The organism is Nostoc sp. (genome assembly GCF_036919575.1).
GTDB lineage: Bacteria > Cyanobacteriota > Cyanobacteriia > Cyanobacteriales > Nostocaceae > Nostoc.
In genome coordinates, this window is record NZ_JBALBY010000071.1 from 1 (window position 1) to 12,626 (window position 12,626).

The 12,626-nt window shown below is 41.8% G+C and carries 9 protein-coding genes; 4 read left to right on the top strand and 5 right to left on the bottom strand.

Annotated elements, in window-relative coordinates:
* Positions 1–440: 440 nt before the first annotated feature.
* Positions 441–1,193 (bottom strand): hypothetical protein, encoded by a 753-nt coding sequence (locus V7K27_RS18740; RefSeq protein WP_334949595.1) that lies wholly within the window; start codon positions 1,191–1,193, stop codon positions 441–443.
* Positions 1,194–1,601: 408 nt separating this feature from the next.
* Between V7K27_RS18740 and V7K27_RS18745 the strand changes: the two genes are divergently transcribed.
* On the top strand, positions 1,602–7,007 hold the full coding sequence (locus V7K27_RS18745) for an ATP-binding sensor histidine kinase (RefSeq protein WP_334949596.1): 5,406 nt from the start codon (positions 1,602–1,604) through the stop codon (positions 7,005–7,007).
* Positions 7,008–7,284: 277 nt separating this feature from the next.
* Here V7K27_RS18745 and V7K27_RS18750 read toward each other — a convergent pair whose 3' ends face one another.
* From V7K27_RS18750 to V7K27_RS18760, 3 genes are read right to left on the bottom strand one after another with little or no spacing between them, the layout of a single operon-like run.
* The gene (locus V7K27_RS18750) at positions 7,285–7,557 is read right to left on the bottom strand and encodes a hypothetical protein (protein ID WP_334949597.1); all 273 of its coding nucleotides are present in this window, start codon (positions 7,555–7,557) and stop codon (positions 7,285–7,287) included.
* A 48-nt stretch (positions 7,558–7,605) separates the two neighbouring features.
* Complete coding sequence (locus V7K27_RS18755) at positions 7,606–7,950, bottom strand: hypothetical protein (protein WP_334949598.1); 345 nt, start codon at positions 7,948–7,950, stop codon at positions 7,606–7,608.
* A gap of 59 nt (positions 7,951–8,009) precedes the next feature.
* The gene (locus V7K27_RS18760) at positions 8,010–8,669 is read right to left on the bottom strand and encodes a TetR/AcrR family transcriptional regulator (RefSeq protein WP_334949599.1); all 660 of its coding nucleotides are present in this window, start codon (positions 8,667–8,669) and stop codon (positions 8,010–8,012) included.
* A gap of 410 nt (positions 8,670–9,079) precedes the next feature.
* Between V7K27_RS18760 and V7K27_RS18765 the strand changes: the two genes are divergently transcribed.
* The 3 genes from V7K27_RS18765 (at position 9,080) to V7K27_RS18775 (ending at position 12,070) form a co-directional block, all read left to right on the top strand.
* Positions 9,080–10,351: an FAD-binding oxidoreductase gene (locus tag V7K27_RS18765; protein WP_334949602.1), complete on the top strand. Its 1,272-nt coding sequence runs from the start codon at positions 9,080–9,082 to the stop codon at positions 10,349–10,351.
* A gap of 147 nt (positions 10,352–10,498) precedes the next feature.
* Positions 10,499–11,026 carry a hypothetical protein gene (locus V7K27_RS18770; RefSeq protein ID WP_334949603.1) on the top strand — a complete coding sequence of 176 codons (528 nt, stop codon included), beginning with the start codon at positions 10,499–10,501 and terminating at the stop codon, positions 11,024–11,026.
* Between the two features lie 162 nt (positions 11,027–11,188).
* Entirely contained in the window at positions 11,189–12,070 is an 882-nt protein-coding gene (locus tag V7K27_RS18775) for a cytosolic protein (RefSeq protein WP_334949600.1), read from the top strand.
* Here V7K27_RS18775 and V7K27_RS18780 read toward each other — a convergent pair.
* On the bottom strand, positions 12,067–12,626 hold a 560-nt coding region (locus tag V7K27_RS18780), incomplete at its 5' end, for a hypothetical protein (protein ID WP_334949601.1). The genes V7K27_RS18775 and V7K27_RS18780 overlap by 4 nt on opposite strands.

Below are 12,626 nucleotides of genomic sequence, written 5' to 3' on the forward strand. Positions count from 1 at the left end.
TTATTTTATTTATCATCCCATCAATTTTTACAATTATCTATGTCATTTTTAAATCTTCCTTAGTTTTTATTAGTAAATAAGATGCGTTTGCCCTGGGATCGGCGTAAGCATGAACAGATGGGTGTGATCGAAGGGTGGAACTCCACTTTTGACTGCCTAGATGAGTTTTTGGCGAAAGCTTGAGTTTCTCTTACTAGGTATGAAGTACTTGTATGTTTATCTTCATCAAGCCGAGAAAAAGTTGATGCGATGGTTGCTCAGAAGCACTTGCCGTCGGTGGAGCAACCTACAATCAACCACAAGACCACAGTTTTATGTACGGACACGGGTTTGCTGACTTAAACGGTTATATTTGGGAATTTGCGAAGCGCAATAAAGCGAGGTTGAAAGTGCGATGTTTGAGGAATTAACACAGTCAGCTATTCTATAGCTTGAGTAATTTAAGCCATCCACTCCACCCAATCGGGCGCAATTGCAATCAGTTGACCAAACTTCTCTGCTTCAATATCTTCAAACTTCAGCATCACCCCCCAACGCTCATCACTTGTCAACGTACTTAGTAATTCTTTAACCCCCTCCACACCGGATTGGAAACGCTCAATCGCTAACTGAGCATAATATTTAACTCCTTCCCACCAAGAAACACTGAGTTCTTCATCTGTGTCCATACCCCCCCGATTATTACTTCCACTTTCATTATTGGGGGGTGTGGACGGCGATGAAGAAGGCAGAGGTGCCGGGGAGCAGGGGTGCAGAGGATAATTTTTGTATAAGTTTTTTCCCCTCTGCTCCTCTGCTCCCCCGTTCCGCGTTATCGGTTCCTGCCATAGACTTCTGCTCCTCTGCTCAACACCATATTGAGCCTGCATCCTAGCCGCATCTCGCTCAAGTGATTCTTGCCGCTTCCTTTCCCTGTCCTCCCGTTGCCTGTGCCGATAATCCAGCACCTCCTCCGGCTTGAGATAGTCTTGGTGCTGCCTACTGGTGTAAGTCCTTCTATCAATATCTTTGGCATTGGCAACTTTACGGTAATGCTCCTCATCGATGGCAATACCAGCCGCTTTCATCCACCGCGAAGTCGCTTCATCACCACCATCCCCGGCAGAAACAATGGTATTCCCCATTTCCTCCAACAGCGATCGCAGATCAGAGCGAAGATTATTGATAGACCGTGGAGATAAGCTGTCGCGCATTTAAATTGTATAATTTTGGGTCTAAAACCCTTCCATAGCCTAGAGGCAGCTAAAAAACTAGATGCGTGGCAGCTTATCAACCCCTGTACCGAGACTGGGAGTAATTAAAAAAGCGTCAATATCAATGATTGCAACGTTAATCTCCCGGATAAAGATGACATTTTCTTCACTGCCACTGTTCTCGGAGTGAATAGCCCACACCCGTAACTTGCGGTCAACGCTTGGTTCAGGTGTTTCGTCATTATCATGAGTTGGGGGTTATCTTTTCTTAGAATCGTCAAGATTTCAGCCTTACCTATTCCAATTAAACCAACTAACCCGAATTGAAGTGTTACAATTGCGTGACCACACTTAAATAATTTTATTTATTAGTGATTTTTTACTCAATTTAATAGATAATGAAACTAAATGTTTAGCACTCATGTTAATATTTCTGGATACCAGATTATTGAAGAAATCTACAATGGTTCGAGAACTGTAGTTTATCGAGGGTATAGAGAAAGTGATTCATTACCTGTAGCAATCAAACTGCTGAAAAATCCATATCCCTCCTTTAATGAACTGGTGCAGTTTCGCAATCAGTACACCATTGCCAAAAATCTCAACTCATCTTTAATTGTCCAAACCTACAGCCTGGAGGTGTATCAAAATGCCTATGCGTTGGTGATGGAAGATTTTGGTGGCATTTCTCTAAAAGATTATTTTGATCACGATCAAACGCGAGATATTAGGTTTTTGCAAGAGTTTTTTCAAATAGCGATCGCACTGTGTAATACCTTAGAAATACTTTATAGTCAGCGCATCATTCATAAAGATATCAAACCGAGCAATATTTTAATTAATCCAGAAACCAAACAAGTTAAATTAATCGACTTTAGTATTGCCTCTCTATTACCAAGGGAAACGCAAACGCTAATCAGCCCCAATGTATTAGAAGGAACATTAGCTTATATTTCTCCAGAACAAACAGGTAGAATGAATCGGGGAATTGACTACCGGACTGATTTTTATTCACTTGGTGTAACTTTCTACGAATTACTCACAGGTGAGTTACCTTTTCAATCAAACGATCCAATGGAGTTGGTGCATTCCCATATTGCTAAGGTAGCCTCATTAATACATTTAATTAACTTACAAATTCCGCCGATAATTTCGGATATCGTCAGCAAATTAATGTCAAAAAATGCTGAAGACCGCTATCAGAGTGTATTAGGATTGAAGTATGATTTAGAAATTTGTTTTTCTCAACTGAAGACAACAGGCAAAATTGAAAGTTTCCCAATTGCCCAAAGAGATGTATGCGACAGATTTATTATCCCTGATAAACTATATGGACGAGAAGCAGAAGTTGAAACTCTACTAGAAGCATTTGAAAATGTCAGCCTGGGAGCAACAGAAATAACCCTAGTAGCTGGGTTTTCGGGAATTGGTAAAACTGCGGTTGTTAACGAAGTCCATAAACCTATTGTTCGTCAACACGGTTATTTTATCAAAGGCAAATTTGACCAATTTAATCGGAATATTCCTTTTTCTGCGTTTGTCCAAGCTTTCCGTAACTTCATGAAGCAATTACTAGCAGAAAGTGATGTCCAAATACAAAAATGGCAAAATCAAATTATTCAAGCATTAGGTGAAGACGGACAAGTAATTATTGAAGTCATTCCCGAATTAGAAAAAATTATTGGCAGACAACCACCTGCATCAGAATTATCAGGTAACGCAGCCCAAAACCGATTTAATTTATTATTTCAGAAATTTCTCCAAATATTTACAACTAAAGAACATCCTTTAGTTATATTCTTAGATGACTTGCAATGGGTAGATTCGGCTTCATTGAAACTCATCCAATTATTAATGAATGAAGCTAATCAGGGATATTTATTGTTAATTGGTGCGTATAGAGACAATGAAGTATTCCCAGCCCATCCGTTGATGGTAATGTTGGATGAAATTCGCAAAACAGGTGTCAAGGTGAATAGCCTGACGCTGAAACCACTTAACCAATTACAATTGAATCAACTTGTAGCCGACACGTTAAATTGTGCAGAGAATGTGGCATTATCTCTTTCACAGTTGATTTACCGTAAAGCTCAAGGAAATCCATTTTTTGCGACTCAAATTCTGAAATCATTACATCAAGATCAACTGATTCAATTCAATTTTGCCGAGGGATGTTGGCAATGTGACATTTCTCAAATAAATCAGCAAACTCTAGCAGACAATGTTGTTGATTTTATGGTTTTCCAACTACGAAGACTACCAGAATCAACTCAACAACAATTGAAGCTAGCCGCTTGTATTGGTAATCAGTTCGATTTAAAAACATTAGCGATTGTTTCTAAACAATCAGAGATAGAAACCCCAGATTGCTTGTGGAAGGCTTTGCAAGAAGGGTTGATTTTGCCGCAAAGTGAGGTTTATAAGTTTTTTGTTGGTTCCGAAAATCAAGCAGCTACTCAAGAACAGTCTGAGATGGTTGTATATAAATTTTTACACGATCGCGTCCAGCAAGCTGCCTATTCACTCATTCCAGAAGCACAAAAACAGTCAACACACTTGCAAATTGGGCAATTGTTGTTGCAGAATACACCTAAAGAGCAGCAAGAGTCAGGAATTTTTGCGATCGTTAACCAATTCAATTACGGACTGGAATTATTAAAGGAAGTTGACGAACGAGAACATTTATCCCGGTTAAATTTCATAGCTGGTTGTAAAGCCAAAAACTCGACTGCTTATGCAACAGCAGTTGAGTATTTAAAAGTGGCGCTCCTTTTATTACCGATAAATGCTTGGCAAAGCAGCTACGATTTGGCCCTTGCTGTTTACGAATCTGCGGCTGAGGCAGAATATCTGAATACAAACTTTGAGTCATCAAAATCATTAGTAGAGATTATCCTCAAAAACGCTAAATCTCCATTAGAAAAAGTTCGTACCTATGAGATTCAAATCCAATCTTATACGGCGCAAAATAAATTCATTGAAGCAATAGCCACAGGTAGAGAAGCACTGCAATTACTAGATTTGACGTTACCTGAAGACAGTGACACTCAAATTATTTTTGAGGAACATAACCAATTACAACAAATGTTTGTTCATCAATCGATTGCAGAATTGGCAAATATGCCAGAAATAATTGATCCCCCAAAATTAGTTGCGCTCCGCATATTATCGGGTTTATTTGCTCCAGTTTATATAGCCAAACCGATGTTATTGCCGCTCAAAATTTTTACAATGATCAAAATTTGTATCAAGTATGGCAACTCACCCCAGGCAGCTGTTGCTTATAGTCTCTATGGATTATTTTTGTGCAGTATTGGTGCAATTGAAGATGGGTATCAGTTTGGTAAACTGGCAGTACAACTTTTAGATAAATTTCAAACTAAAGAACTTAAAAGTAGGGTTTATTTAACATTTAGTCTGTTTATTAAACATTGGAAAGATTCAATTAAATCCACATTGAATCTATTTTTGGAGGGATTGCAGAGTGGATTAGAAACCGGAAATTTAGAATATGTAGGCTATTGTGCCAATTGCTATTGTCAATTTCTCTTTTGGAGTGGAGAAAACCTAGAAAATGCTGTGCTAGAAGCAGATAAATATTGCGATCTAATGCAGCAAATAAAACAAGAGGTATCTCTAGTTTGGGGAAATATCTGGCGGCAGACGGTTCTAAATTTACAAGGAGAAGCGGCTAATCCCTGTTGTTTAATTGGTAAGCATTTTCACGAAGTTGAAATGTTACCGACTTTAATTGAAACTAACAATATCAATGGTATTTGTTATGTGTATCTAGCAAAAACGCTACTGGCTTATCTTTTTGGTGAATACGAATCTGCTTGGGAATCTTCCCAAAAATTTGAGCAGTATGAGCAGGGAGCAGCAGGCTTATTAATTGTTACTTTGCGGAATTTCTATCAATCTTTGAGTTTGTTAACTCTTTGTTCTCAGGTAAATGAAGCACAGCAACAGCTTTATCTCCAGAAAGTAGCCGAAAACCAGTCAAAAATGCAAGAATGGGCGGCTCATGCGCCAGTCAATTATCAGCACAAGTACAATTTAATTTTAGCTGAACAAGCTCGTGTAACTGGCGATCGCTTACAAGCCGCAGATTATTATGAAATAGCGATCCAAGAAGCGATCGCCAATGACTATATTCAGGAAGCAGCGATCGCTAACGAACTTGCTGCCAAATTTTACCTAGAATGGGGTAAACAAAAAGCCGCAGAAGGATATTTGCAACAAGCATATTACCATTATGCCCATTGGGGAGCAAAAGCCAAAACTGATGACTTGGAAAAACGCTATCCCAAATTACTCAAACCAATTTTGCAACAGCAAGAATTCAACTTCAATCCCTTAGAAACCATAGCCAGCATTGCCCGTACATCTACTTGTACCACCAGCAGTACTAATATTTCTGATGCTCTAGATTTGACCTGCATTCTCAAAGCTGCTCAAACCATCTCTAGTTGTATAGAATTAGATGCACTCATCAGCAGTCTCACCCGCATTATCCTAGAAAATTCTGGTGCGAAAACATCTGTATTAATTCTTCCTCAAGAAGACACTTGGCAAGTGCGGGCAATTACCTTTATCGACCAACAGTCAAATTCCCGGACTGATGTCAAAACCATTCTTGATTCACAACTACTAGATGCTTGTCAAGATATCCCTAGAAAACTGATCAATTACGTTAAGAATACTCAAGAAACCGTCATTATAGACAATTGTAAAACAAATATTCCTGGTGTAATTGGGGAATATATGCTCCTACATCAACCTCAAAGTGTATTATGTACACCCATTATTAACCAAGGTCATTTAGTGGGGATTATCTACCTAGAAAATCAACTGAATCAAGGGGTATTTACTAGTAACCGTCTACAGGTGATTAACCTACTGTCCTCCCAAGCAGCAATTGCTTTAGAAAACGCACGGCTTTATCAGCAAGCCGGGCAAGCTTTACAAGATTTGCAACAAGCTCAATTACAAATCGTGCAAAGTGAAAAAATGTCTGCATTGGGTAACTTAGTTGCTGGGGTAGCTCATGAAATGAATAATCCTCTTGGTTTTATCGCTGCCAGTCTAAAACTTGCTAAACCAACCTTTACTGATGTTATCGAACACTTGAAACTATATGAACAAAAGTTTCCTACTCCCGGAGATGAAATTCTCACTCATGCCGAAGAAATCGACTTAGAATATAGCTTGGAAGATTTTCCTAAGATGATTGATTCGATGACTATGGCGTGTGACAGGCTGAAAAATATCAGTACCAGTCTTCGCACTTTCTCCCGTGCCGATAGAGATTACAAAGTTCCATTTGATATTCATGAAGGCATTGATAGTACAATTCTAATTTTAAAACATCGTCTCAAAGCCAATGACAGCCGTCCGGCAATTGAAATAGTGGCGGACTACAGTAACTTACCCCAAATTAAATGTTTTCCAGGACAATTAAATCAAGTATTTATGAATATAATAGCGAATGCTATTGATGCCTTGGATGAATCAAATACAGGTCGGAGTTTTCATGAGATTAAAGCCAATCCTAATTTGATTACAATTACCACCTCATTGAAAGAGAAACAGGTTGAGGTGAAGATTGCTGACAATGGTCAAGGTATGAGTGAATCAGTCAAACAAAAAGTATTTGACCACTTGTTTACTACGAAAGGTGTTGGTAAAGGAACGGGATTAGGATTAGCGATTGCTCAGTCTATTGTTGTAGAAAAACATGGCGGAACTTTGGATGTGAATTCTACCCCAGGCGTTGTCACAGAATTTGTGATTACCTTACCGATTCTGGTTTAGACTCAAAATTAACTTGGTCGAAAGTGTGATTTCAGTTAACTACCACCAACCAATCGCACACCACAGACCTACACCCGCTCCCAAACTTAACCCAAACTTGCCATTGCCCCAGGTATGCGTTCCAGTAAGGCGAGTCGCTTTGCTCCAATTCAAAATTCAAAATTAGTAATTCAAAATTAATTTTGCATTTTGAATTTTGCATTTTGAATTAAAAAACCTCAGCCTTGCCAACTTGGGAGACTAACTCAGTGTAAAACCGACTAGCACTGTCGAGTCCTTATCGCAGCTTCAGACTTAACCCCTTCCAGCCAAGGACTTGAGGATTTTCCACCTGGGTAACTGTTTGGGGAATATCAAGAGGTGTCGTGTCAATGACTGGTGTAGTTATGTTTATATTATTGGTGACTGACACCAACTCATTTTGAAATGCTTCATCCCGATTTAACCACTGCCCAAAAATTGAATCACGCTCGTCATCAGGGGCAACAAACTTATACACGCACTCCCGATTTTCACGCTTACCCAATCGACCAACATAATTCAACTTCAAATCAATCTTGGCAAGTAACTTCTGAGCGATGTCTACGACGGGCTACGCCTATGCTATCGGTGTGTGTTTTTCCGAGATACTAACATTCAAGTAATTCTTGATAACGTGCCGATGCGTTACAGCCAGGGCTTTAAACTCCAGCATCTTCTCATCAGATCCCCGCAACTGAACGTCTGGTATAAGAAACTGCAACAGATTCAGATTTTCCAGTAACAACACGGCAGGTAACATCTGCCTCTTGTTAAAATCCGGCTTCCAAACCGAATTCTCCCCAGCCTCTAACTGCGCCTTAGCCCGTTTAGAATCACGATTCCTCAGAAACTCTCGCCCCAGCGTCAAATAGTAGTGCATTCGCAGTTGAGGATACCAGCCGTCGTCATCTTTCTGGACCAAATCAGGAGTGATACCGTTTCACTTTAAAATTGATACAAATAGGCAGTCGAGAGAAAGAATTAACGCTTCTTCGCCGCCGTACTAACCGCGAGTCGGGCCAATACATTGTCTATACCCCTGCGTGATTGGGTCAGATGAATCGGGTCATTTCTCATAACAAAGAGGAAATTCGCAGCCAAAAGCATAGCTTCAATTTCAAAAACTGCCTGAGCAACGTCAGCCTTGGCATCTATCTCGCCGTGAAGCTGTGCATCCTTGATGCACTGCTTTAATAATGAAAGCCACTTATCTAGCACCTCAACGACGCGATCGTGCGCTGCACCGGGGCGTGTGTCGAGTTCTGCTGCGACTGCGGCAAAAAAACACCCACCCGGAAAAACTTTGCGTTCAAGATGAGAAAAAAACGAATTAGCCACTGCTTTAAGTCGCTCAGTTCCCGCGTGCGCTTGCATCGCAGGTTGAAGCACTTCATTATCAAAAATTACGGCTGCCGTTTCGATCGTCGCCAATTCCAGTTCTTCTTTGTCTTTGAAGTGCGCGTAGAGGCCACTCTTGCTGATCCCAACCTCAGCAGCTAGATCCCCAAGTGACAGGCCATTCAGTCCCTTTATTGTTACCAACTTTGCCGCAGTCAGCAGAATAGTGGCGCGACTAGTCTGTCCTTTCGAGGGACGAGACTTAGCGCCTTCCTCAGTTTTTAATGACGAAATATTACTCATAGCTTGACAATAACACGAACGGTCGTAATATTCAGAAGAGTGGGCTAAAAACGAACGGTCGTCTTTTTATGGGAGAGGTCTGATCGTGGCTGGCATTGCTAACAGTGCAAGAAATCCAGAATTAAGTCAAACTACCTGTCTTTACAGGCAAATCAAATTGCTACAGATATTCGGCATCATTAGAAAAACCACAGAAAACCCTGGATAGCTTAAATTTTAATACCACCCCAAAGGGAAGAGATTGCATTGCTGGCTTATACTACATCACCTCGGGAGCAAAGATACTAAGGAGAAATATTATGACAACACTGCTGAATGACAAATTTGGGACGCTGAAAACCAATGTGAAGGGTTATGTAGTGCTTCCTGATGATCCGCGTTATGACGAAGTGCGCGAAATCTGGAATGCGATGATTGATCGGCGACCTGCTGTCATCGTACAATGTGCAGAAGCCTCGGACATTGCCGTTGCGATCGCCTGGGCGCGAGAGAACGGGGTAGAAATATCAATCAGGGGCGCTGGACATAACATCGCGGGGAACGCTGTATGTGATCACGGCATCATGATTGATCTTTCAACTATGAAGAATGTCCGTATTGATGCTCCCAAGAAGCGGGCGTATGTCGAACCCGGTGCAACACTTAGTGATTTTGATTCTTCGGCACAGGTGCATGGGTTAGCAACTCCAGTAGGAATTAATTCAACGACTGGTATAGCCGGTCTGACTATAGGTGGCGGTTTTGGTTGGTTGACTCGTAAGTACGGACTGACGATCGACAATCTGATCTCTGCGGAAGTAATCACAGCAGACGGGAATAAAATACGAACAAGCGAAAACGAAAACCCTGACCTTTTCTGGGCGATTCGAGGTGGCGGCGGTAACTTTGGTGTCGTCACTGAGTTTGAATTTCAGCTCCATCCTGTGGGGCCTGAAATATTGGCTGGGTTAATTGTTTTTCCGTTTAGCCAAGCCAAACAGGTGCTGACACAGTATCGGAACTTTGTTGAATCAGCCCCCAAGGAACTGAATGTGTGGGTGGTTCTTCGCAAGGCTCCGCCACTGCCTTTTCTGCCTGAGAGCGTGCATGGCAAAGAGGTGATCATACTACCTGTCTTTTATGTAGGCGATATTGCAGAGGGTGAGAAACTGATCGAACCTCTGCGTAGTTTTGGCGATGCTTATGGGGAACACATCGGTACTCAACCTTATATAGAATGGCAGCAAGCATTTGACCCTTTGCTGATAAAGGGTGCGAGGAACTACTGGAAATCTCATAATTTCACAGAGTTACGAGATGGAGTATTAGACGTGCTTGTGGAATTTGCAGGCAAGCTACCCTCTCAAGCGTGCGAAATCTTCATTGGATGCATCGCAGGGGCATCTAACTGCGTCTCGGCCGATGCTACGGCGTATCGTCATCGGGATGCGAAGTTTGTGTTGAATGTGCATGGACGCTGGGATGAGGCAGCACACGATGTGATGTGCATTGCGTGGGCACGTGAGTTTTTCCGAGCTTCTGCCCCTTATGCCTCTGCTGGTACTTATGTAAACTTCATGACTGAGGAGGAGGGCGATCGCGTCGTAGCGGCTTATGGAGCTAACTACGAGCGTTTGGTGCAGATCAAGAAACGGTATGATCCTGAAAACATTTTCCATCTCAACCAGAACATCAAACCCTAAGCTAGCAGTCACAATACTTCAAAGCAAAGATGTACTAGCGCTGCTCCCATTGCTACCCGACTGGGAACTCACTCACTGTTTCAGACCTTTAGCCACCAATGTTTTAGAAAAAAAGCACTAGGGTTCTTGACAAGAAGCCGACAATAAATCTCACGAGCCAGGAGAACAGATGCTACAACCGCGCAAGTCAGTTGCTCCGATAAGGCAGCCCTAAACCCTCCCTGGCATCAAGACGTTCATGTTTATGTGATTGGAGAGCATGGAGATAGTGAAATTATCGTTTGGTCTAGTGCATTTATTGGGGGAATTGCGTTAACGGAATTTCCCATACCAGAAGGAGTGATGCTGAAACAAATTCAGCAAGAATACACAGAGTTAACCCGTAAGCGAGGTAATAGCATTTTGGAACGTAAAGGAAATACTAGCTATGGCATATCAACGGTAGTTTGTCAGTTAGTTGATAGCATTCTGCGAGATGAAAAGCAGATATTTCCAGTATCGGCCAGAGCAGATTCCAACTATGGAGTTGGCAGTGAAATTGTTCTTGGGCTTCCATGTATCATTAGCTCAATAGGTATTGAGCGCCAACTGGTGTTACCAAGAAATGCTGATGAACAACGTTTATTAGAAGAGTCAGCAAGCAAACTGAATGAAGCCTACAATTCGAGAGCATAATTAAAACAATTCCCAATGACGCTCGTTCCTCGCTAACGCAATTACGTTTTGTGACGGGGATTTAGCTTAGGCTTCAATTCGCGCTACTTAATAAATGAAAATCCGCAGACAGAATTTGATAGCCCGTGGAAACAGATACTCCAACTGTATTTTGAAGAATTCATGCTGTTCTTCTTCCCCCAAGTACATGGAGAAATAGACTGGACACGACAGCCTGAGTTTTTGGACAAAGAATTAGAGCAGGTGGTTCGTGATGCCGAACTGGGGAAGCATCTGGCAGATAAGCTCGTAAAAATCTATCTCAAAGATGGTTCAGAAACCTGGGTATTGATTCATGTGGAAATCCAATCGCAGGAAGAGTCGAACTTTGGGAGAAGAATGTACACCTACAACTATCGAATCTATGATAGATATAAACGTCCAGTGGTATCTTTGGCAGTGTTAGGTGATGAACGTGCCAACTGGCGACCGAATCAGTTTGGTTATGAGTTGTTCGGTTGTAGTGTGAATTTTCAATTTCCAGTGATCAAACTGATAGACTATCAACAAAGACAGTCTGAATTAGAAGCTAGTCGTAACCCGTTTGCTACAGTAGTAATGGCACACTTAGCGGCATTAGAAACCCGTAATGATAGGTTACAGCGCAAGCAATCCAAGCTGGCTTTAGTGCGACGACTGTATAACCAAGGATTTGAGCGTCAGGATATTCTAAATTTATTGGCTTTTATAGACTGGATGCTAACGCTACCATTAGATTTAGAACGAGAGTTTCTTTTTGAAGTAGAGCAATTGGAGTCAGAGCAACGTATGCAGTATGTTACTTCTTTTGAGCGCAGTGGTATTCGTCAGGGATTGTTAGAAGGGATTAAATTGGGTTTAAAACTGAAATTTGGTACGGATGGGTCAAGCCTATTACCAGAAATTTCAACAATTGAGGGTGTGGAGCAATTGAGAGCAGTTCTTACAGGACTGGAAGCAGCCAGCACAATTGAAGAATTGCGCCAAATTTACCAGTCACCCACAACAGACACCCAACCAGATTAGCCAACCACCACCAACCAACCGCACACCACAGACGTACACCCGTCAGCAAAGTTAACCCAAACCTGCCACTGCCCCAAATACCCATTCCAGTAAGGCTCACCATCAGCAACGCCAATAGCCTCACCAAGCTGGGAAACCATCTGTTGGTAGAACTGTCCAACACTGCCGAGTCCTTGGCGCAGCTTCAGGTGTAACCCCTTCCATCCAAGGACTTCAGGATCTTCCTGGGTAAATGTTTGGGGAATGTCAAGAGATTCCGTGTCAATACCTGGTGTTTGTAATTCTATATTATTCGTGACTGACACAGACTCACTTTGAAATAATTCATCCCGATTGAGCCACTGCCCAAAAATCGAATCACGCTGATCATCAGGCGGGACAAACCGATAGACGCACTCCCGATTTTCACGCTTACCCAACCGACCAACATAATTCAACTTCAAATCAATCTTGGCAAGTAATTTCTGTGCGATGCCTGCGGCGGGCGAAGCCATCGCTATTGGGGTCAGTTTTTCCGAGATACTGACATGAAGGTAATTCTTGATAACATACCGAT